16 protein-coding genes are annotated in these 22,423 nt (G+C 70.2%); 4 read left to right on the top strand and 12 right to left on the bottom strand.

The genetic code is table 11. The features are described 5' to 3' along the window. Nucleotides 1-7: 7 nt before the first annotated feature. The 9 genes from ACZ7IB_RS21405 to eccD all read right to left on the bottom strand — a co-directional run bounded on the left by ACZ7IB_RS21405 (nucleotide 8) and on the right by eccD (nucleotide 7,915). Complete coding sequence (locus ACZ7IB_RS21405; protein ID WP_266364630.1) at nucleotides 8-319, bottom strand: hypothetical protein; 312 nt, start codon at nucleotides 317-319, stop codon at nucleotides 8-10. Beyond that, nucleotides 312-770 (bottom strand): YbaB/EbfC family nucleoid-associated protein, encoded by a 459-nt coding sequence (locus ACZ7IB_RS21410; RefSeq protein ID WP_402004950.1) that lies wholly within the window; start codon nucleotides 768-770, stop codon nucleotides 312-314. The genes ACZ7IB_RS21405 and ACZ7IB_RS21410 overlap by 8 nt, the downstream gene beginning before the upstream one ends. Further along, nucleotides 770-1,351 carry a type VII secretion system-associated protein gene (locus tag ACZ7IB_RS21415; RefSeq protein WP_470914560.1) on the bottom strand — a complete coding sequence of 194 codons (582 nt, stop codon included), beginning with the start codon at nucleotides 1,349-1,351 and terminating at the stop codon, nucleotides 770-772. Before ACZ7IB_RS21415 ends, ACZ7IB_RS21410 begins: the two co-directional genes overlap by 1 nt. A 53-nt stretch (nucleotides 1,352-1,404) precedes the next feature. Further along, nucleotides 1,405-3,573: a hypothetical protein gene (locus ACZ7IB_RS21420; RefSeq protein WP_470914562.1), complete on the bottom strand. Its 2,169-nt coding sequence runs from the start codon at nucleotides 3,571-3,573 to the stop codon at nucleotides 1,405-1,407. Between the two features lie 4 nt (nucleotides 3,574-3,577). Continuing rightward, entirely contained in the window at nucleotides 3,578-3,955 is a 378-nt protein-coding gene (locus ACZ7IB_RS21425) for a hypothetical protein (RefSeq protein ID WP_470914564.1), read from the bottom strand. A 39-nt stretch (nucleotides 3,956-3,994) separates the two neighbouring features. Then, nucleotides 3,995-4,294, bottom strand: a complete 300-nt coding sequence (locus ACZ7IB_RS21430; RefSeq protein ID WP_405682882.1) for a hypothetical protein — start codon at nucleotides 4,292-4,294, stop codon at nucleotides 3,995-3,997. 66 nt (nucleotides 4,295-4,360) lie between these two features. Then, complete coding sequence (locus tag ACZ7IB_RS21435) at nucleotides 4,361-4,708, bottom strand: hypothetical protein (RefSeq protein ID WP_405682883.1); 348 nt, start codon at nucleotides 4,706-4,708, stop codon at nucleotides 4,361-4,363. A gap of 261 nt (nucleotides 4,709-4,969) precedes the next feature. Then, nucleotides 4,970-6,415 carry a type VII secretion protein EccB gene (gene eccB, locus ACZ7IB_RS21440; protein ID WP_470914566.1) on the bottom strand — a complete coding sequence of 482 codons (1,446 nt, stop codon included), beginning with the start codon at nucleotides 6,413-6,415 and terminating at the stop codon, nucleotides 4,970-4,972. 117 nt (nucleotides 6,416-6,532) lie between these two features. Next, nucleotides 6,533-7,915, bottom strand: coding sequence for a type VII secretion integral membrane protein EccD (gene eccD / locus ACZ7IB_RS21445; RefSeq protein WP_470914568.1), 1,383 nt, complete (start codon nucleotides 7,913-7,915; stop codon nucleotides 6,533-6,535). A 276-nt stretch (nucleotides 7,916-8,191) separates the two neighbouring features. Between eccD and eccCa the strand changes: the two genes are divergently transcribed. After that, a complete protein-coding gene (eccCa, locus tag ACZ7IB_RS21450) occupies nucleotides 8,192-12,118 on the top strand; it encodes a type VII secretion protein EccCa (RefSeq protein ID WP_470914570.1) in 3,927 nt (1,308 codons plus the stop codon). A 180-nt stretch (nucleotides 12,119-12,298) separates the two neighbouring features. Further along, entirely contained in the window at nucleotides 12,299-13,318 is a 1,020-nt protein-coding gene (locus tag ACZ7IB_RS21455; RefSeq protein ID WP_470914573.1) for an alpha/beta hydrolase, read from the top strand. A gap of 90 nt (nucleotides 13,319-13,408) precedes the next feature. Here ACZ7IB_RS21455 and ACZ7IB_RS21460 read toward each other — a convergent pair whose 3' ends face one another. Continuing rightward, nucleotides 13,409-14,695 (bottom strand): S8 family serine peptidase, encoded by a 1,287-nt coding sequence (locus ACZ7IB_RS21460; RefSeq protein WP_470914575.1) that lies wholly within the window; start codon nucleotides 14,693-14,695, stop codon nucleotides 13,409-13,411. 185 nt (nucleotides 14,696-14,880) lie between these two features. Between ACZ7IB_RS21460 and ACZ7IB_RS21465 the strand changes: the two genes are divergently transcribed. Together ACZ7IB_RS21465 and ACZ7IB_RS21470 are read left to right on the top strand one after the other, a co-directional pair. Beyond that, nucleotides 14,881-18,180 (top strand): right-handed parallel beta-helix repeat-containing protein, encoded by a 3,300-nt coding sequence (locus tag ACZ7IB_RS21465; RefSeq protein WP_470914981.1) that lies wholly within the window; start codon nucleotides 14,881-14,883, stop codon nucleotides 18,178-18,180. 1,125 nt (nucleotides 18,181-19,305) lie between these two features. After that, nucleotides 19,306-20,019 (top strand): AfsR/SARP family transcriptional regulator, encoded by a 714-nt coding sequence (locus tag ACZ7IB_RS21470; RefSeq protein ID WP_470914577.1) that lies wholly within the window; start codon nucleotides 19,306-19,308, stop codon nucleotides 20,017-20,019. 533 nt (nucleotides 20,020-20,552) lie between these two features. On the opposite strand, the gene scoD is transcribed toward ACZ7IB_RS21470, so the two are convergent. Together scoD and scoE are read right to left on the bottom strand one after the other, a co-directional pair. Then, nucleotides 20,553-21,071: a (2E)-enoyl-ACP glycyltransferase gene (gene scoD, locus ACZ7IB_RS21475; protein ID WP_470914579.1), complete on the bottom strand. Its 519-nt coding sequence runs from the start codon at nucleotides 21,069-21,071 to the stop codon at nucleotides 20,553-20,555. Between the two features lie 2 nt (nucleotides 21,072-21,073). Then, nucleotides 21,074-21,958 (bottom strand): (3R)-3-[(carboxymethyl)amino]fatty acid oxygenase/decarboxylase, encoded by an 885-nt coding sequence (gene scoE, locus ACZ7IB_RS21480; protein WP_470914580.1) that lies wholly within the window; start codon nucleotides 21,956-21,958, stop codon nucleotides 21,074-21,076. Between the last annotated feature and the right edge of the window lie 465 nt (nucleotides 21,959-22,423).

The raw sequence follows: 22,423 nt of genomic DNA on the forward strand, positions 1-22,423 counted from the left end.
GGCCGGCTCAGCCGGCGGCGATGTGGTTGGCGTCGTCCTCGGCGTCGTTCAGGATGACCGAGGCGTTGTTGCCGCTGATGCCGACCATTTCGAGCAGATCGGAGAGGCCCTCGAGGCCGTACGTGAGCCCTTTGCCCGTCGAGTCGACGAACTTGTGGTACTCCTTCGCGTACACATCGTCCTTGCCGCCCGCCGTCCTGTTCTCCAGGTTGATGTGGTCGTTGAGGACGCCCAGTTCACCGACGATTCTGGAAATGGCGCCGAACTGGGTGAACCGGCGCGGGAGATCCCCCGGAACGCTCAGGGTTCCGTCAGCCATAGAACTCGTCCTCCTCGCCGCGGTTGCCGGACGGCTTGCGCCCGCCGCCCAGCACCGTCTCCGTCAGCCCCTCGGGCTGCATCGCGCGCAGCGGAGCGAGCAGATCGTCGAGCTCACCACCGCCGAAGAGTCCGCTCGCCAGCTCCTCCTGACTGCCCATCAACGGCCGGACCGTGCCGCTGACCTTGGAGTTCATCTCCGTACGTGCCGCGTTCACGGTGGTCTTCAGTACCTCGGCGAGCTGGGCCCCCGGCATGGTGCGGTAGGCCTCGGTGTGGAACTTGAAGGAGAGGACCTCGCCGTGGGCGTTGACCGAGGCGGTCACCATCCGGTCCTTGGAGGTTGCCGAGGCGGACGCCCTGGCCAGTTCCTCCTGGACCTGCTGGATCTTCTTCGTCTGCTCCGCGAGGCCGGCCATGGCCTCCGCGAGCTGTTCCTGGAACGACACCATCAGTACTGCTCCTCCTTGCCTTCCGCCGCCGCTTCCAGCACGTCCACCGCGCGGGACAGATCGTCCGCGGACAGCCGCAGAGCGACGGGGCCCGTCGGGTTGAGGTACAGGTCCTGGCCTTCGGGTACGAGTGCGAACGCCTCCGAGACGGGCAGCACCCGGTGGGCGAGCGCGCCCGCCCGCTCCAGATGGGCGGGCGCGGTGAACACCGGCACCACCGGGTCGCCGTCCGGGGTGCAGGCGCTGACCGCGCCACCGCCGGGAGCGGTCAGGACGGCCAGTTCGGCCGTGACCACGGCCAGGGCAACGCTCTCGACCGGGCCGTAGCCGGTGGCCGCGAGCTGCATGGCGGCATCCACGTCATCGGTCGGTTCGGGCCAGCCGAGCATGCCCGGAGACGGCCGGTACTTGTCGTTCCGCTGCCATTCGACGATCTCGCCGTCGGCGTCGGAGCGCCACTGCCCGATCACCGCCCACAGCGGCGGCTCACCGTCTCCGCTCCACGCGGGGTCCACTGTGCCGAACCAGTGCTCGGGTGCGGTGCGCGCCGCCGCGCGGATGTCGTCGGGTACCGGCGGCATGACGGAATCCTCGCCCCCGGGAGGTGTCCCGGCCGCCTCAGCACCTGCGGAACTCATCGTCCGATCACGCCCGTTCCGGCGTCGGGCTCGGTGCCCCACACCTCTTCGTCCTCCGAGAGCCATACGTTGCGCTGCCGGTCACCGCCATTGGCTCCGCCGCCCGGGGCACCACCGCCACCACCCATGCCCATCGGCGGCATGAACGGCATGCCGCTCCCCGTCCCGCCCCCCGCGCCGCCGCGCCCGAGGGCGCCGAGCGACTGGGTGGACACCTTGCCCTGCGTCGGCGGGACGTTAGGGGTCGCGGGCAGCCCCATGGCCGCACGGGCCCGGTTGCTGAGCCCGGACACCACGGAGGCCGGCTCGCGGATCGCGTTGCCGTTGCTGTCGACCATCCTGCGGAGGTTCTCGGAGCCCCCCTTCGAACCGCCGAAGAGATCGCCGCTCGACGTGGACGGACGACGCTGGCCGTTCAGCAGCTCGTCGAGCGTCTTGGGATTGCGGATCTTCAGGTTGTTGCTGCTTTCGGTGATGTGCTTGCCCTGCGGGTCGCTGATGGTTCCGTCGGCGTTGATCCGGGAGCCGGGCGGGACGGTGAGCTTCCCGCCGTACATGTTGGTCAGCGGCTTGCCGTCCGCGCCGATCAGGTTTCCCTGAGCATCCACCCTGGTGCCCTTGGGGACGATGACGTTGCCTTCGGCGTCGACTCGGAAGCCCCGCGTCAGGTCCCCGGAGGTGGAGCCGCCAGGAAGCGTCGGCAGTTTCGGGCCGCTGGTGCCGGGCGAAATGATCTTACCGCCGGGGCCGATGGTGGAGCCGGGCGGCACGATCAGGGGCTTGCCGTCCGCGCCGAGGACCGGTTTGCCCTTGGAGTCGGTGACGGCACCGGTCTTGGGGTCGATGCGCGATCCGGCCGGAACCGTCAGGGACCCGCCGCCGCCCGTGCCGGAGGTGCTGCCCTTGGGGCCGGTGACCGGATTCGGGCCGAGGCCGAGGTTGTTGGTCTTCGGTAGATTGGTGCCGGAAGTGCTGCCGCTCGGCCCGGTGACCGGAGGCGGGGCACCGAGGTCGAGATCGCCGCCGCCCGCACCGCCGGAACCGCCACCGGTGCCGCCCGCGCCGTCACCGCCGGCGCCGTTGCCGAACATCTCCTTGAACTTGTTGAGTATGTCGTCGGCGCCGCCCGTGCCACCGTCACCGCCCGCACCCGTGCCGCCGTAAAAGTTGTTCTGCTCCTCGGGCGTCAGCGAGATGGTGAACGTCGGCTTCACGACGGAGTTCGCGTCCGAGAGCTTTGCGCTTGCCTTGTCGTAGGCTGTCGCCAGAGCAAGCATCGTGGGCGCGGACGCGTCATCCAGACCGGACTTGACGTTGGCGAGCCAACTCGTCTTGGCGTCTCTCTCGACGCCGTCCCAGTCGAGACCGTTGACCGTGGCGTCATGGTTCGAATCGACGGTTTTGGTGCCCATCACCCTCAGGAACTCCGCATAGAGGTGGGTGAACGGCATGGAGAGGGGGCCTGCTTCCCGGGGCTTCTGCCCCTCGGGGGCCGTCACCGTCTCCCGCTTCTCGAACCACGTCCAAGCGTTCTGCTTCAGGGTGTTGATGGTGCCGGACAACTGGGTGCTCACCGCTTTGAGGTCGTCCTTGATGGCGCCACCCATGTAGAAGGACTGCGTTTCCTGGAGGGAACGCTTGACCGCCAGAAGAACGGCCTCGAAGAGTTCCGCGGACTCCCCCTGGAGCTCCTCCGAGCCGTTCCCCACCTTCTCGGCCCATTCGTTGAACTTGGCCACCCATCCGCCCGTCCATAGATCCATGTTGTACAGGACGTCGGCCGCCAAGCTCGACTTGAGCGGATTGGCGTCCTTGTTCGTCCCGGACGACACGGAATCCAGAATAGGTCCGGCGGCTCCTGTGAAATCACTCAACGGGCCCGGGCCGTTGCCGAATTCATCCCAGTTGTACCTGAACCCGAAAACAAGGAACTGCTTGCCCTCCCGAGAGGGAAACCAGTACGCCTTGTAGCCGTCAAGCTTCCAGTCGCTGCCGCCGTCTCTGGTGGCGGTATCGGACCAGGCGCCGTTCAACTCCTTGGTGATCCATTTCTTCGATCCCGGGCCGGCCACAAGATTCCGGTCCGGAATCTTGGTGGTGCCGTCGTGAAACATGGCGAGGATGTCCTCCCACTTGGCCGGCATCCCGGGGGGCACCTCAGCCATGGTTTCACTTTCCCTTCGGGGTCAGGATCTCGGAGAACTCGTCAGCGAGCGCGCCACCCATGCCTGTGGAGTCGTCCTCGGCGTCCTGGTGCTTGGTCTCCACGTCACGCAGGCTGGCGGAAAAGTTGTTCAGGAGCGTGATGGCCGTTTCGTACCGCGTACGCATACTGGCGCGGTACGTCTCCATCTGGCCCTCGAGTGCCTTCGCCTGCGTGCACTTCTCGGGGATTCCGACAGCGAGAGGGATCTTCGATCCCAGGCTCACGTAGTCCGGCTTGACCGTGAGGTCACGGCGGAACGTGGGAAGCTCCTGATTCGCATACCTGAGATAGACGCCGTCGGTCGACTGGTAGATGTCGCTCGGATTCACTTCATCAGCCATGCCCACACCTCACAGAAGTCGATTCGGTCGGTATCGGAGTCAGCTGCCCTGGAGGTTGTTCAGGCCGCGGCCGCCGTCGAGGTCCCCGTCGATCTGTCGTGCGTGCATCCGCTGGAGAGTCGTCCGGGCGACCCCGTACTGCTCGTCGAGCTGCAGCTTGATCCGCCCCAGCTCCGCCTGGAATTCCTCCCAGGAGGTACGGGTCTGACCGCTCAGGGTGTCGCGCAGCGCGCCGAAGTTCTTCTCCATCCAGGCGAGCGCCTCCTTCATCTCCTGCTGGGCCGAGTCCATGTTCTTGACGGCGTCCAGGACCCCTTGGTGGCTGATCTTGACGGTCATGGCGGAACTCCTCGTAAGACGGTTAAGAGAGCGGGGAAGAAAAGGCGGGGAGAAAGGCGGAGAAGGTCACCCGGGGTTGATCGTGCCGGCGATACCGGCGGCGTAGCCCTGCGCCTCGTGCTCGGCGTCCGTGAGGAGCCGGTTGGCCATCGCGGTGCCTTCGCGGAAGAACTGGGTGCGCTCCATGACCCGGCCGTGCGCCCTGAGCCACTCGTCGATGCCCGCCGCGTGGGTCTCCGAGGAACCCGCCTGGTAGGCGGCCCGGACCTGGCCCTGGATGGTCCTGACCTTGCGGCCCGCCTCATCCATGTCGCGAAGATGCTGGTCCAGCGTCTTCAGCGTCTCGAGCATCGCTGTTTCATCGTTGGACAGGCCGTCGGCCGAGTTGACGTTGAAGCCGGAGACATCAGACATGGGGGTCCTCCTGGACACTGCGGGAACACGGCGGCACCACGGGCGCACGACAGGCCGACCACACCGGAATCACGCCCTCCGGGAGTCGACGGATCATCAGGTTAATACGCCGTACGGGATCTTGGTACGAATGTTCCCCGAGAATCTGAGTGTTCATCTGCGATACGTGCGTGAGCTGCGGAAATGCCGGGGAAAGCGCATGCCCCCCGGCCCTCCTATCCTCAAAGGAACCTCAATTCCCTTAACGCAAACGGGAATCGGCTATCGAGGCATCGTGTTCTTCGATGCTTCCACGAGTCCCTGCGTCAGCAGGGCCGTGTCGTCCAGCGCGGGCCCCGACGCAAGCATCCCGAGGACACCGGACGGGATGGGCACGGACTGATCGGCTCTGTACCCGAGCCGCTGGAGTCCCTTCTCGCCCCCGGGGACCGGGTACTTGGCGCCCGACTCGGTGACCAGGTAGTAGGCCGTGCCAGTGCCCGCCGAGGAGAGTGCCGTGACAAGGGCGCCGCCTTCCGGACGTACCGCGAACAGGTCGGCGGCTCCGGAACCCGCCGTGATTCCGGGCTGGTTGGACACCGCCCGGCCGCCCACCGCGTCCGCGCGGGGCAGGACGACCGAGACCGTCGGCCTGCCGTCCGCGGTGCCGACGACGGCACAGACGCCCTCCCCCGCGCCGACCGGGCCGGGCCTGGGCAGACCGGTCGGGACCCTACCTCCCCCGGCTCCCACGAGCCGGGTCGCCTTCGGGTCCTGGTGGCGCGCCAGGTCGTCCGGACCGATCTTCTGGAGTACGACTGCTCCTCCGGCGTAGGCGGTCCGCTGGGTACGCGGATCGCCCTTCAGCAGTGCCTCCTCCAGCGCGGTGACCTCGGTCAGCCCGCGCTCCGTCAGCAGATAGTGGCCGCCGGAGCCGTCGAAGAGCTGCCCGATCCGTGTCGGGCGGCCGGCCAGCGAGGGGCCCGCCTTGCCGCGTCCGGACACTTCCGGCACCGCCAGGTCCGGGCCCGCCGGCAGGGCGTTGAGGAACGCGTCCGGGACCGGGTACGCCCCGTCGGGGTCGTAACCCAGTGCCTGGACCGCGTAGTTCGCGGTGTTCAGCCGCAGCCGGGTGCCGTGCCAGAGGAGGTACGTGGTGCCGCCCGGGACGGTACGGACCAGGGTGGCCCCGTCCGAGGTCACGGGCCTGCCCTTGGCGGTCAGGCCGACGGCCAGGGTGAGGAGCGGCTCCGAGGCGGCTTCGGGCCGGGTGGCGCACACCGACCAGGCCTCGCGGCTGAGCGCGCCCGCCTGCGGCAGCGGGTCCGGCGCGCCGACGATGCCCAGGGTCGCGCCGCGCGGGGCGTCCTCGATGGAGGCGGGCTTGACGCTCACCACCTTCATCCGGTCACCCGCCAGCAGTCTGGCCGAGGTCTCGTTGAGGACCGGGTGGAGGACTCCGTCGAGCGTGAGGTAGCGGGCGCCCGAACGTTCGTCGAGCACCAGCGTTCCGGTGGCCTTCCACGCGTTCGAGCCGCCGGGCACCACCAACCCGTACACCGCGACGATGAGCGCGGCCAGGGCCGCGACCACGAGACCGATGACGAAGCCCTTCGTGGTCCGCCGGTGTGCGGACTCGGGGGCGTCCGGGTCGTCCCGGAGCATTCCCAGTGACAGCCGGCTCATGACGAACATGTGCGCGTGGACCTGGTCCCGCCTGGACTGCATTCCTTGCCTTTCCGACCGGGCATCGGCCCGGCGCGCGAGGGCCCGGGGTACCGGGGCTTTCGGCCGCCGGACCCCGGGATCCGCCGGCTGTCCGGCGGCGGACGCCGGACAGCGGGCTCAGCTGTTGAGGCCCCGCAGGTACTGGTAGAGACCGGCGACGAGCAGGGCCAGCGGGACGAGGACGATGGCGAAGAGCAGGTGCAGCAGGTCGACCGCGCGCCCCCAGTAGGGCACCAGGCGACGGCCGGGGAGCGTCCAGCCCGTGATGGCGAGCACGGCCGCGACGGCCAGCAGCCCGGCGAGCAGCAGCGGCCGGGACCCGTCGTCGGTCCGCAGGACCAGCTGCACCGTCAGCAGTACGGAACCGTAGGCGGCCGGCAGGACGACGGCGAGCCGCTGCCAGGCGCCGCCGATCGCCCGTGCGTGCGTGAACATCAGCGCGCACAGGACCGCGGCCAGGGTGAGCGGTGCCCAGGACGTCTCGAACGCCAGCGCCGTGAGGCAGCCCGCGGCCACCAGCCCGGTGGCGCCGTAGAGGCCCGTGAGGTAGCTGTCGGCGACGGCGCCGCGGGCGGCTATCCGCTCGTCCGGGGTGGGCTCGATGCCCTCCTGGAGCTGGCCCGCGTTGGTGGGCAGCAGCGGCACCTTCAGTCCGGACAGGCGGAACGCCAGGGACGGCAGGAAGTGTCCCAGCAGGACGACCGCCAGGATCAGCGGGGCGGCCGTGCCGGTGGCCGGGACGCCGAAGAGCATCACGGCTCCGCCGACCGCCCCGAGGACCGCGGCCAGTGCGGCCGCCAGGAACAGCGGGGCGCACGCGCCCACGGCGGCCAGTGCGAGCACGGCGGCGCCGGCCGCCGCGGAGCAGCCCGCGAGCAGCCGGGCGCCCAGTTCCGCGTCGGACTCGGCCCCTTGGGGCACCAGGGCTCCGGCCAGGGTGAGGAAGGGGACGGCCGCCGCGCCGAGCGCGCCGCCCGCGCCGACGTCGCCGACCGCCCGTGAGGCGGCCGCCGCACCGGCCAGCAGGAGGATCGCGGTCCCCGCCGCGCAGACCGCCCTGAGCCCCGTGGAGCCGGGCAGCAGCAGGAGCAGCAGGCCGGTGGCGAGGGCGCTCAGGGCGAGCGCGGTCATGAGGTGGTGCGACCACACCGGCCGCCAGGAGTCGGGGCGTTCGCGCAGCCGGCTGGAGAGCCCGTCGACGAGGTCGTCGTAATGGATCTCGGGGAGGGCGTCCCCGCGCAGGCGCAGATGGACCGTTTCGCCGTCGTGCAGGCCCAGGTCGCCGAGGGTGTTCTCGTCGTCGAGGGGTTCCTGGCCGAGGCGCTGGAGCACCCAGCCGCCCGCCTGCGCACCACGTTCGTAGAGGTCGGTTCCCCCGTGGTCGACGATGGTCGGCATCAGATCGGCGAGCACGATGTCGGACGGTACGGCGAGTTCGACGGAGCGGTCGGGCGTCAGCACCGTGAGGCGGCACAGGGGTGCCGCGGATGTGTCGGTCAAGCGCGTTTCATCGCCTTCCAGGACAGTGGTCGACGCGGTCAGATTGATCACATTAACTTGTGCGTGCAGTCTGTACGTTGTGGGGTGCCGCCAAGATCGGCGGCCCCGCCCCGCCCATCCCCCGGCCTGCACTCCCGCACCGTCGGCCGTACCGCAGGCGTTTGACGTTCCGTCATCCCGAAGACGCGTCACGGCAACCGCCGGCACCCCTCAGGAAGGCGATTCCCTTTGAGCGTGGTCCTCTTCAAGAGGCCTCCCCGGCGTCTTGGCCCCGAGATGCCCCATGGCGAACTGAGCCTCCAGGAGCCGCCCACGGTGCCGGAGACGCAGAGCGCGATGGGCAACATGATCACGTATATGCCGATGGCGCTCAGCTCACTCGGCATGGTGCTCATCTTCCTGCGTCCCGGCAGTGGCGGCGGCCCCATGATGTACGTCGCCATCGGCCTGATGGCGCTGTCGGCCGTCGGCATGCTGGTCTCGCAGATCGTCCGGGCCTCCGGGGACCGCAAGCGGGCGCTGCTCGGTGAGCGGCGGGACTACATGCGGTACCTGTCGATCAGCCGCAGGCGCATACGCAAGGTGATCACCCAGCAGCGGGAGGCGCAGGCGTGGTCGCATCCGGACCCGGCATCCCTGTGGAGCCTGGTGCCGACGGCCAGGCTGTGGGAGCGGCGGGCGGCGCACGCGGACTTCGCCGAGGTGCGGATCGCGGTGGGCGAACAGCAGTTGGCGACGAAGCTGACACCGCTGAGCACCAAGCCGGTCGAGGATCTGGAGCCGCTGTCCGCGCACGCCCTGCGGCGCTTCATCAAGGCGTACGGCACAGTGCCCGACCAGCCGGTCGCCGTCTATCTGCGTACCTACGCACGCGTCCTGCTCCAGTCCGAGGAGGAGGCCGCGCAGGCGATGGTGCGGGCCCTGCTGGCCCAGCTGAGTGTGTTCCACGCGCCGCAGGACCTGCGGATCGTGGTGCTGGCGGACCATGACCGCCGGGACGCCTGGGAGTGGGTGAAGTGGCTGCCGCACGCCCAGCATCCGACGGACGTCGACGGCGGGGGCCCCGTGCGGCTGGTCACCGATTCCGTCCTGGGTCTCGAATCACTGCTCGGCGAGGAACTGACCGGCCGGCCCGCATTCGAGACGGACGCCGTCCCGAGCACCGAGGAGCCCTACTGCGTCGTGGTGCTGGACAGCGCCCGGACGCCCGCCGACTCCCGGCTGGCCACCGACGGTTACCGCAACACGGTGACGCTGGACGTGTCCGGCTCCCTGCCCTGGCGTCAGTCCCGCCACACCCTGCGGCTGCGGATCGCCGGGCAGCGGCTCGACCTGGTCAGCACCGACCGGTCGGGGAAGGAGACCATCTCGGCGCTCGGCAGGCCCGATGCGCTGGGTCCCCGGCGGGCCAGGGCACTGGCCACGCTGCTGTCCCCCTATCGGATGGGCATCACCACGGACAACGGTGAGGCACTCACCTCGGACGTGCAGCTGACGACCCTGCTCGGCCTCCCCGACCTGCACACCGTCGATCTGGACGCCGTGCGCAACGACCGCAGCGAACGGGCCAGGCTGCGGGTGCCGCTGGGGCTCGCCGGTGACGGCACCCCGGTGGAACTGGACATCAAGGAGGCGGCGCAGGGCGGTATGGGCCCGCACGGCGTGCTGATCGGCGCGACGGGTTCCGGCAAGTCGGAGCTGCTGCGGACCCTGGTGCTGGCGCTGGCGCTCACCCACTCCTCGGAGAAGCTGAACTTCGTCCTGGTCGACTTCAAGGGCGGCGCCACCTTCCTGGGCCTGGACGGTCTGCCGCACACCTCGGCCGTCATCACCAACCTCGCCGACGAGTCCTCCCTGGTGGACCGCATGCAGGATGCCTTGCACGGTGAGCTGATGCGCCGCCAGGAGCTGCTGCGCAGCGCCGGGAACTACACGTCGGCGTTCGAGTACGAGACGGCGCGGGCGGCGGGCACCGATCTGGAGCCGCTGCCGACCCTCTTCGTGGTGGTCGACGAGTTCAGCGAACTTCTCTCCGCACACCGTGACTTCATGGACCTGTTCGTGATGGTGGGCCGGCTGGGCCGCAGTCTGGGTGTGCATCTGCTGCTCGCCTCGCAGCGGCTGGACGAGGGCCGGATGACCCAGCTGGAGTCGCATCTGTCGTACCGGATCGCGCTGCGGACGTTCTCCTCGATGGAGAGCCGTGGCGTCCTGGGTGTGCCGGACGCCTACCAGCTGCCCTCCGTACCCGGCAGCGCCATCCTGAAGAAGGACACCGGGACCCTGGTCCGGTTCAAGGCCGCGTACGTCTCCGGGCCCTATCAGGGCGTCCGCAGGGTCGGCGCGTCGGCCGTCGCCGGTCAGGTGGTCCCGTACCGCACGGAGTGGACCGCGCCCCGGCTCCCCGCGCCCGACCCGGACCCGCAGCCGGTGGCGGAGGAGGAGAGCGAGGAGTCCCTGCTCGCGCTGGCCGTGTCCCGGATGCGGGAGGGCGGCAGGCCCGCGCACCGGGTCTGGCTGCCGCCGCTGGACAGCCCGCTGTCGCTGGACGTCCTGCTGATGGGGGTGGAGCCGCACGCCGAGCGGGGTCTCACCACCATCGATCCCGAGCTGCACGGCCGGCTGACGGTGCCGGTGGGCATCATCGACCGGCCCTTCGACCAGAGCCGCGAGCCCCTGGTGGCCGAGCTGTCCGGCGCGGGCGGGCACGTCGGTATCGCGGGCGGTCCGCAGAGCGGCAAGTCCACCCTCGTACGCGACCTGATCATGTCGCTCGCCCTCACCCACACTCCGCGCGAAGTCCAGTTCTACTGCCTGGACTTCGGCGGGGGTTCGCTCGGTTCGCTCCGCGACCTGCCCCATGTGGGCGGCGTGACGGGCCGGCTGGACCTGGAGCGGGTGCAGCGCACACTGGCCGAGGTGCACGGGCTGGTGGCCCGGCGCGAGAAGCAGTTCGCCGAGCTGGGCATCGACTCCATGGCGATGCTGCGCGCCCGCCGGGCCGCCGGTGAGATGCCCGACGAGCCGTACGGCGATGTGTTCCTCGTCGTCGACGGCTGGGGCACGATCCGCCAGGACTTCATGGACATCATGGACACCTTCACGGCGCTGGCTGCGCGGGGCCTCAACTACGGCGTGCACCTCATCGTGGCGGCGGGCCGCTGGTCGGAGATCCCCACCGCGCTGCGGGACCAGCTCGGCACCCGCTTCGAGCTGCGGCTCGGCGACAGCATGGACTCCATGATCAACATGCGGGCCGCCGCGACCATCCCCAAGTCGCCCGGCCGCGGCATGACCGATTCCAAGCACCACTTCCTCACCGCGCTGCCCCGGCTGGACGGCGGCGACAGCGCCTCGGACCTCGGGGCGGGCGTCGCCGACGCGGTGGCCCAGGTGGCCGAGCACTGGCAGGGCCCGCCCGCACCCGCGGTCCGCACCCTGCCGTCGGTCCTGGAACCCTCCGAGCTGCCCGACGCCGAGGTCGGCGCGGACGGCGATCTGCGCCTGCCGCTGGGCCTGGAGGGCAACCAGCTCGACGTCATGTGGCACGACTTCGCACAGACCGCGCACCTGGTGGTGGTGGGCGACGCGGAGACCGGCAAGACCAACCTGCTGCGCTCGGTCTGCCGGGCGGTCACCGACCGCTACACCCCCGCTGAGGCGCGGGTGTTGCTGATCGACTACCGGCGCGGGCTGCTGGAGAGCGTCCCCGAGTCCCACCGGCTGGGCTACGCCGTCTCCGTCGACGTACTCAAGCAGGCGGTGGACGGCGTCGCACGGGCCATGAAGGAGCGCCTGCCCGGCGCGGACATCTCGCCCGCCCAGCTGAAGCGGCGGGACTGGTGGAGCGGCCCGCGGGTCTTCCTGGTCGTGGACGACTTCGACATGGTGTCCGGCGGCAACATGAGCAACCACTTCGGGCCGCTGCTCGACTACCTCGCCCAGGGCGCGGAGCTCGGTCTGCACCTGATCGTGGCACGCAGCGCCAACGGCGCGGCGCGGGCGATGAACGACCCGCTGCTGCGCCGTCTGCTGGAGGTCAACACACCTGCCGCGCTGCTCTCCTGCCCGCCCTCGGAGGGATATCTGTTCAACGACACCAAGCCGAGGCAGCTGCCGCCCGGCCGGGCACAGCTGATCACGCGCAGGGGTGTGGTGCAGGTGCAGACCCCGCTGCTGCCGGACCCGGAGGGCGAGGCCTAGGCATGTACGCGAAGTCCCGTCCCGCCCACCTCATCTACCGGGCGTACGACGGGACTTCGCGTGCACGGCCGGACGGGATTCGTCCGGCGCACTGCCCCGGGTGCTGCCGGCGCGGTCGTGCTGGCAGGCTGTCCCGGTCGGGATGCCGCCGGGCATCCTCCGGTCCGGGGAGGTCCTGTCGTGGATGCCGGTGGAAGGCCGTCGGAGCACCGCCCCGACTCGCCGGCGCGGCACGCGCCTCCGTTCGACCCGGAGTTGCGCGCCGCGCTGGCGGCCATGGGGGCGGAGGCACGTGAGCCGCTGACGCCGGAGGGTCTCGCGGCCAGGCAGGAGCGGGATGCCGCCGCCCGCCCCAGACCGGCCCTCGGCGAACTCCGGGCCGACGGCCGGTTCGAGGTGGAGGAGCTGCGGACGCCCGCGGACCGGGACGGGCGGGAGGTCAGGCTCGTCAGCGCACGGCCCGCCGGTGCCACCGGGCCCCTGCCGCTGCTGTACTACATGCACGGCGGCGGCATGATCATGGGCAACGCCTGGTCCGTACTTCCCCGGCTGCTCCGGGAATGGGCTCTGCCGCTAGGGCTCGCCGTCATCTCCGTCGAGTACCGGCTGGCGCCATGGGCGCCGTACCTCGGTCCCGTGGAGGACTGCTACGCCGGACTCGTCCGGGCGGCCGACGACGCGGCCGCACTGGGCCTCGACGCGGACCGCGTCATTCTCGGGGGCAAGAGCGCGGGCGGCGGTCTCGCCGCGGCACTCGCCCTGCTGACCCGCGACCGCGGCGGACCGGTCCCGATCGGTCAGCTGCTCCTGAGCCCGATGCTCGACGACCGCGGCACCACGTTCTCCAGCCACCAGATGGCCGGCCTCGACACCTGGGACCGGACCTCCAACGCGACCGCGTGGCAGGCGGTGCTCGGCGACCGGTACGGCGCTGCCGGCCTGTCGCCCTACGCCGCACCCGCCCGCGCCACGGATCTGTCCGGGCTGCCCCCGGCCTACCTCGAGGCCGGGTCGGCCGAGACCTTCAGGGACGAGGCCGTGGCCTACGCCGACGCGATCTGGCGGGCCGGTGGCGAGGCCGAACTGCATGTGTGGCCCGGCGCCTTCCACGGGTTCGACACCCTCGCGCCGCGGGCGGTCCTCAGCCAGGATGCCCGCGATGCCCGTTCCCGGTGGCTGCGGCGGATCGTCGGACGTTGAGGCCGGCCGCGCGGGTCACCGGATGTCGAGACCGGCCGAAAGGATCGCCGGACGCTGACGCCGCTGCCGCCCAGCGGTGATGGCCGGGGCTCAGTCCGCTTCCGCGGCAGGACGACCTGCCGCCCGGCCGGCCCGCCATCCCCGGCGTCGCCCTCTGGGCAGCACGAACGCCAGGAAGGCGACCAGCAGCGTCACCCCTGTCGCCCCGCCGGCCACGGCCAGCGCCCGGTTGCGCGCCTCCGGCGGGTCGAGCGGCGGGACGGCCGGTACGGAGGCGTTCTCCGTTACGGCCGGGGACTGTGTGTGTTCCTCGGGGAGTACGGCGGAGAGCGCCCGCACCGGATCGACGATCCCCAGCCCGATGCCGGGGTCCGGCGTGTCACCCACGGCCCCGTAGGCGGTGGCCTCCAGCCGGTGCGCGACCTGCTCGGCGGTCAGCCGGGGGTGATAGGAGAGGACCAGGGCCGCCGTACCGGCCACGAAGGCGCCGGCCACCGCGTCGCCGCGGCCGGTGAACTGGCCGCGGCCGCCCGGCCCCGGCCCCGTCACCGAGACGCCGGGGGCGCTCAGCCTGGGCTGCGTACGCCGCCCCTTCTCCGTGCCCGGTGCTTCCGGTTCGCCGCCCGGCCCCACCGAGGAAACGGCAAGCACCCCGGGCAGCGCCGCCGGGTAGGCGGGCCCGTTCACCGTCTGCGATGCCGCCGCGCCGCGCTCCCACTCCCGTGCCGAGGCGGGCGCCACCACCAGCGCACCGGCCTTCTGCGCGGCGAGGACGGCGTCCTTGAGCTGCTTCGGTGCGGAAGGGACGCTCAGCGCCACGTGGACGATCCGCGCCCCGGAGTCGGTGGCCGCCCTGATGCCCTTGGCCAGCGCCTCGGGTGTGGTCGCACCGTATTTGTCGGTGGCCCGCACCGCGATCACCTCGGCCTCCGGGGCGACGCCGGCCGCCTTGACACCCTGCTGCTGCCCGCCCGCCACGATCCCGACGAGGAACGTGCCGTATCCGACGCAGTCGTCCCGCACGGTGCCGCCCGCCACCACATCCGGGCCGCCGGTGACCCGGCCGTCCAGCGCCGGAACCCGCCGCAGGTCCGCTCCGGTGCCGATGACGGCGACCTTGACCCCCGCGCCACGGCTGAGTTCCCAGGCCCTGTCGATCCCCAGGAAGCTCTGCGCCCAGGGGACTTGGGCAGATTTCTTGGCGGATCCCGGAGTGCACGGGCGGCCGTCGGCGACAGTGGCGGGCATTCCCGGCAGCGAGGGGCTGTCCGCGTCCCCCGCCGCACCGGCCGGAGCCGCGGTGCCGGGTATCAGGAGCAGGGCGGCCAGTGCTGCCGGCCCGAGTGCGTGGGACACCGAGGACCTCGAAGATCGCATGCGCCGATGGTAACGAGGCTCCCCGGACCCGTGCCCCGGCGGCCCCGGAACGCCGACCACCATGGCGGGCGACCTGCGGCAACAGGCATGATGGGCACAGCAGTTTCCCACGCCCTACATGCCGCGCGTCTCCGCCCCGTACCTACGGCGCAGGGGTCCGGGAGGTCAGACAAGTGTCACGCCAGATGCTCACCGTCGCCGCCGACGGGACGGGCGACCACCGCACCGTCGGGGAGGCCGTCGCACGGGCCCGTGCCGGAGCGGTCGTCAGGATCGCTCCGGGGCGGTACGAGGAGAGCCTGACGGTCTCGGCCGCGATCACCCTGACCGCCGCCGAGGGCGAGGGGACGGTGGAGCTGGCGCCCCGGCGCGGTACGGCGCTGACACTCACCGGGGACGCGGTGATGGTCAGGGATCTCGTGCTGCGCGGGCACGACGACGAACTGCCCGTGGTCGACGCGCCGCGCGGGCAGCTCGCGATGGACCGGTGCGACATCCACGGTTCGGCCTGGTCGGCGCTCTTCGCGCGGGACGGCGGGTCGCTGGCGCTGCGTCAGTGCCGGATCAGCAACCCGGTGGGCGCCGGTGTGGTGTCCACCTCCTCGGCCGAGAGCTTCCTCGAGAACTGCGTCGTCGAACACCTCGGTACGTCCGCCGTGGTGGCCGGTGAGCAGGGCAGGATCACCGCGCGCTTCAGCCGGCTCAGGGACACCAAGGGCAACGGTGTCCTCACCAACGGGCAGGCGCACGTCCTCCTGGAGGAATGCGCGATATCGGCGACCGGCAAGCCGGGCGTCGCCGTCGAGGAGGAGAGTTCGGTCAGGATGGTGCGCGGCACGGTCCGCAAGGCCGCCGTCGGCGTGTTCGTGAACAGCACCGGGCCGGTCGTCCTGGAGGACGTCGCCGTCAGCGACGTCACCGGGCACGGATTCGTCCTGGGCGGCGGCAGTTCACCGACGCTGGCCCGGTGCAGTACCGAACGGACCGGCGGGCACGGCCTGTTGGTGACCGAGCGCAGCCGTGGCACGTTCGAGGAGTGCGTGTTCGCCACCGCCGAGGAACCCGGCGTACGCGTCACCGGCTTCTCCTCACCGGTACTGACGGACACCGTCGTCCATGACGCCAAGGGCACCGGCGTGCTGCTCGACGAGGACTCGGCCGCCGAGTTCAACCGCCTTGAGGTACGGGACAGCGGCGGGTCCGGAATCGTGATCCGCAGCGGCGCCAACCCGCTGCTGCTGCGGGCCACGGTCACCGGCGCCGGCACGCACGGCGTGGAGGTCGTCAAGGACGGCAGGGGGCGGCTGGAGGAGGGCGTCGTCGAGCGGTCGGGCGACTCGGCGGTCCATGTCTCGGGCCACGGCAATCTGTTCATCGGCAAGGGCCGGCTGCGTACCTCCGCCGGGGCCGGGATCCACATCGGGGCGCTCGGTACGCTCACGCTGCGGGACACCGGGGTCGAGGAGTCCGGCGGCGCGGGCGTCCACATCGCACCCGAGGGCGAACTGGCGGCCGTGCGTGCCGTGGTGACGGGGTCCGCCGAGTACGGCGTACTGGTGTCCGCGGGCGCGCGGGCCTCCCTCAACGGCTGCGAGGTGACCGGTTCGGGCGCCGACGGCATACGGGTGGAGGGCACCGACGCCGTGTCGCTGACCGGCTGCACCGTCCGCGCCAACCGGGGCAGCGGAGTGCGCCAGACGGTGCCCAACGACCGGCTCGCCATCGAAGGGCTGGCCAGTGCGGAGAACGGCGCCCCGGACGCCTGGGGCACCGCGCAGGACGCGGAGGCGGCGGGCGACGGGCGGCTGCCCGGCGGAGCGGCCCCGGCGGCGGCCGAAACCCGGTCCGGTACGGGCCCGGTGGCCGAGCTGGAGTCGCTGATCGGCCTCGACGAGGTCAAACAGCAGGTGCTGACGCTGATCAACCTCAACCGGATGGCGCAGCGCAGGGCGAGCATCGGCATGCCCGCTCCGCCGATGAGCCGCCACCTGGTCTTCGCGGGCCCGCCCGGCACCGGCAAGACCACCGTCGCCCGGCTGTACGGCTCCATCCTCGCCTCGCTCGGCGTGCTGCGCTCCGGGCACCTGGTGGAGGTGTCGCGTGCGGACCTGGTGGCGCAGATCATCGGCGGGACGGCCATCAAGACCACCGAGACCTTCAACAAGGCGCTGGGCGGGGTGCTGTTCGTCGACGAGGCGTACACCCTGCTCTCCGACGGCGGCGGCAGTGGCGCCGACTTCGGGCGCGAGGCGATCGACACTCTGGTGAAGCTGATGGAGGACCACCGCGAGGACGTGGTGGTGGTGGCGGCCGGCTATCCGAAGGAGATGACGGACTTCCTGGCGTCCAACCCGGGTCTCGCCTCGCGTTTCACCCGCAGCGTCGAGTTCAGCGACTACACCTCGGACGAGCTGGTCACGATCGTGGAGCGGATGTGCACCGGCCACCACTACGAGCTGGATCCGGCGGCGCGGACCGCACTGCTCACCCGCTTCGAGCGGATCCCCCGTGACGCGGGCTTCGGCAACGGCCGTACCGCCCGCAAGGTCTTCGAGGAGATGGTGGACCGGCAGGCATCCCGGCTGGCCACCCTGCCGGAGGCCGGCGAGCGGGAGCTGGCCGTGCTGACCGCGGAGGACGTGGGCGTCCCGGCGGGCGGCGCGCCGGAGGACGGGCAGGACGAGGATCCGCTGCTGCGGCTGGACGCCCTGGTGGGCCTCGCGGCCGTCAAGCGCGAGGTGGGCGACCTGGTCAATCTGCTCGCCACCGCGCGCCGGAGGAAGGAGGCCGGGCTGCCCGCCCCCCGGATCAGCAACCATCTGGTCTTCGCCGGCCCGCCCGGCACCGGCAAGACGACGGTGGCGCGGCTCTACGGCGAACTGCTGGCCTCCCTGGGCGTGCTGCCGCGCGGCCAGCTCGTCGAGGTCTCACGTGCGGACCTGGTGGGCCGCTATGTCGGACACACCGCGCAGCTGACCCGGGAGGTGTTCGAACGGGCTTTGGGAGGCGTCCTGTTCATCGACGAGGCGTACACCCTGACGCCCCGGTCGGGCGCCGGTTCCTCAGACTTCGGCCAGGAGGCGGTGGAGACACTGCTGAAGCTGATGGAGGACCACCGCGACGAGGTGGTGGTGATCGCGGCGGGGTACACCGCGGAGATGAACCGGTTCCTGAGCTCCAATCCGGGCCTCGACTCACGCTTCCCGCGGCGTATCGAGTTCCCCGACTACTCCTCAGACGAACTGGTCACGATCGTCCGCATGCACGCCGCCGACAACGGCTACGAGTGCGCGCCCGGCACGGCCAACGCGCTGCGGACCCACTTCGACGGCATCCCCAGGGGGGCGACGTTCGGCAACGCTCGGCTGGCCCGGCAGACGCTGGAGCAGATGATGACCCATCAGGCGGGACGGCTGAGCACCGTCGCGGTACCGAGCCTGGACGACCTGCGGCTGCTCCTCCCCGAGGACCTCTCCCCGCGCTGAGATCAAACGAGGCCCGGGGCCGCGGCGGATATGTGAAGCACTCCAGGATCACTGGCAGATCCTCCAGCCACTCCTGGAAGCGGGCCCGCCTGCGTGCGGCGAGCAGGAGTGGTGCACGGGGACGGACGGTGACCCCGAGGTGTCTGGGGCCCTGGGCCGCGTACTCGACGGAGCCGATCCCGGCCCAGGTGAACTGCGGTTCCCCGGCCGGGGATTCGATCGTGACGCCCACGGCGTCGATCAGCAGGGAACTCTCCGGGCCGACCGCCACGAATTCGAGGCCGGCGCCGGGCCCACGGGGCGGCTTCGGTCGGGGCCCGGTGCGGCGGGACGCCGTTGGACGGTACCGGTACCGCCACCGTGGTCGAGTACGTCGCGCTCTCCGGCACCAACAGGTCCAGCAGGCCTGCTGGCGTGGGCCGTTGGGACCGGGTTCCTTGGCCAGGCACGACGCCACGGACTGCAGTAACGCGCAGCGCCCCCAGGTGATGGCCCACCGAGGGGCGCGAATACTGCGGGGACTATCCGCTGGCCGGAGCTTCGATGACCCCCTGTATGCGGCCAATTCCGGCAAGAGGCAAAGGTTCACGTCCTCTCAGTGCCTGTTTTGCGCTATCGGCTGGTCACGGACTGGTCTAGGGCTCGTGGGAGTCAGCAGAACATCAGCGGAACGTCAGCGGAAAGTCAGCAGGACGCAAGCGGTGGGCTGGAGTGTTGCGAGTGTCAGCGGCACGGCCGGGTCCGGCCCTTCTCACACACGTCATATTCGGGGAATCTCCATGCGTACGGAGTTGCTGTGACAGTCGGTCCTGCCGAAGCCGTTCACCCCAGGCCGGGTGGTACCGGGCGGGCGCCCGGCCGTCGCCTTCGGCCCCTCACCAGGCTGGGCCTGTCCTCCGCACGCCACTCGGAAGAGTGAAGAACCAACGCCTGAAGTCGGAACGCGGTTTCTACGTCTATGCCTAGCGGGGCCGATACGAGTCGAGCGCGGCGTCGGCCCGTACACCCGAAGTGAAGCCAGGAAAAGTGCTGTTGGAGTTTGAGGAGCCGTTGGTGCGATACGAAATTCTCGGGCCCTTTGGTGTGACCGATAACAACCGGATTTCCGCGATCACCGCGCCGAAAATGCAGATTCTGCTGGCCGCCTTGCTCATCCGGGCGAATCATGTCGTCTCCCGTGAAGCGCTGATCAACGAGCTCTGGGGCAGTACGCCACCGCGCCGGGCGACGGCGGCCCTGCACGTGTACGTATCGCAGCTGCGCAAGTTCCTGAGCGGGGGGCACGACGGCGGACCCGGGCACGATCAGGGCCCGCTCATCACCAAGTTGCCTGGCTATCTCCTGCAGGTCGGCCCCGGAGAGTCGGACCTGCATCTCTTCCAGCGGCTGCTCCATGAGGGGCGGGTCAGTGTTCGGACGAGGCGGTACGACAAGGCGGTTACCGTGCTGGGGCCCGCGCTCGCGCTCCCCCGGGGGAATACGCTCAGCGAGGTGTCGGACGGACCGGTCATTGGCGGATTCGTCAAGTGGCTGGACGAGGCCCGGATCGAATGCGCCGAGCTGTTCGTCGAGTCCAGCATGGCCCTTGGCCGCTACCAGGAGATGATCGGGCTGCTGCGGTCCCTCGTCGTCGACCATCCCTTGCACGAGACGTTCTATCAGCAGCTGATCCTGTGCATGCACCGGTCCGGACGCCGGGCCGAGGCGCTCACGACGTACCAGAGCGTCCGCGAGACGATCCGTCGCGAGCTGGGGCTGGAGCCGTGCCGGGCGCTGCGCGAACTGCAGCAGACTATCCTGCGGGCGGAAGAGGAGGAGCCGGAGCCGGTGGGCGTGTGACTGGCGGCGTGGGACGCTTGGGGAGAGGGGCCCACGGGGGACGCCCGGGGTCTCTCATCACTGACCGTTGCCGCCTCCCAGCGCGCAACCTTGTCCGCGCCGTGCCGGAGCCGGTGTCATCGTTGCCCAGCTCCGGCACCTGCGCGCCGGGCGAGGAGTGGATACGGTCGCCTGCGGCGTCGGACCGCTCGCCGCCTCCGGGCGGGGCTCGTTCGTCGGTCCGGAGGCGGCGAGCGGTCCAGCAGGAGGACCTGGAGCTCACGGTCGGTGAGACGGTCCAAAACGTCCCGTCAGCCGGCATCCACACGTGCCTCCCAGGTAACTGACCGCCCATCACAAACACTTTCTCCCTCAGGCCGCTCGCAGCGAAGCGAGTGCAGCCTCGTCGGTGTCGGCGGTCGGGTCGGTGTGCTGCGCGGGGGGGGCCTTCCTGGGGCGCGCGCGACCGTGGTCGCGGTACGGAGGCGGTCACGGCCGGGCGGCGCGCCGTGACCAACATGCCGTACCGCAACCCCGGTTCGGTACGGCGCGGTTCAGTCGGGAAGGTTCGTGAGGGCGAGCGTCACCTCACCGCCGCAGCCCTCTCCGGTGTCGTCGTGGAAGCGGTGGGTGGTGTTGATCATCAGAAGCGGGTCGCCGGCGCTGGACACCCGCCGCTGGAGCCGGTTGAACACCACCTCGCCGCCGAACGCACGGGCGTCGACCGGGCGCCGGAACCTGGCCTGGAACCGGGTGATGAGCATGTCGGGCAGCAGGCGCTTCCAGTAATCGTCCATTGTCCAGCCCGAGAACTCCTCCAGCAGCCCCCACTGGACCGCCGCGGCGGCGGTGTAATACGCCATCTGGTTGTAACAGATGTTGACCTCGACGGAGTTGAGGTGCCCAGTGTCATCGATGTAGCAGGACTCGGGGATCGAGAAGGTGCACTGCGCGGAGACGACCCCGTCATCGGCGGTGACGTCGGCCGACTTCAGGTACTTGCAGTGCTCCTTGTAGGGGTGGAGCACCTTGTCCAGAATTTCCGGGTCGGTCGGGTGGCTGATCGCGGTCATGGTCACGCCTCCTTCTCGTACAGCTTGTGGGCGTCGTGCACGGTGATGCGGTGCGAGGCGGTCGGCTCCGGTGTCGTGGTGTGCCGGGCGCGGTGGATCAGGCTGCGGTTGTCCCAGACGAGCAGGTCGCCCACCTCGAACTCCTGGAGGTGGATGAGCTCGTGGCTCATCTCCTCGTCGAGCTGGCCGGTGACCTCGAAGAGCTGCCGCAGCAGCTTGTCGTCGAGCAGGTTGCCGTCCGCGTCCTCGATCTCGACGGTGCCGGCCTCGCTGACGTAGAGAACCGTTTCCCCGGTTATCGGGTGCGTGAAGGTGGTGGGATGCAGCACATCCGGGGTCTTCTGCTTGATCTCCGCGATGATTTCGGACAGCGGTCGGTGGACGTCCCCCGGACGGATCTTGAAGTACTTGCGCACGGTGTGACGGGAGTTGGTGCCGGCCACCGCCGCCTTCAGGTCATCGGGCAGCTTGCGGTACGCCTCGCCCATGTCTATGAAATATGTGCCGCGGTTCTTCTTCGGCACGACCTGCGGGTGGATGAGGGTGATGCCGAACGGGTCGGGCATGAACTGGTAGTCGGCGTGCCAGAACTGGCCGGTCCTGGGGACGCCGACCTGCTTGCCGTCCTTCGGAATGTTCGAGGAAACGAAGATGTCCGGGTTGTCCGGGTGGTGGTACATCGGCTCGTAGTAGCGCTCCGGCCGGCCCAGTCGCTTGCTCAACTCAAGGAAGGAATCCGTCGACAGGTCCTGGTTCTTCAGTACCGCGATCTTGCTGGTGTACACGGTCTGCATGAGTTCCTGGATGTCCGACTCCGACGCGGTGGTGTGGTCGAAGCCCTCGACGGTCGCACCCAGTTTCTTGCCTGCTTGCGGCGTGATGTTCATGGTGCGCGTTCTCCGGATTCTTGTGAGGGGGGGCGGCGGATGGGGTGCCGGCGCCGGGAGGTGGTCACGCGTCACCGGCGCCGGGCCGCTGACGGATGCCTGAGTCGACAGCGGTCCGCTGAGACGGCCGGCCGTACGCACTGGCCGGTACCGGTGCGCTACCGGCAGTGGTCCATACGGAAACCCGTTCGTGTTCACGACGTGCCTTCCGGAAAGCAGTGGAAGGTTTTCGCGGAGCCGTCATCCACGAGGTGGATACGGATTAAGAAAAGGACCGAAGTGCCGTGCGTGTCAATGCCGAAGTGGGTTTCTAAAGCGACTCTAAAGACGAGCTGAAGGCCCGGGGTCACACTGCGGGGTCCCGTCCGAGTGGGCAGGCCGTTCAAATTTGCCGAGCTGGCCTGCGGAAATACCCCGTGGGTCGAGTGGCCGAGGTGGCGTCAAGCCGCTGTTGCCGAAGGAAAA

The organism is Streptomyces sp. NPDC037301 (assembly GCF_055602785.1).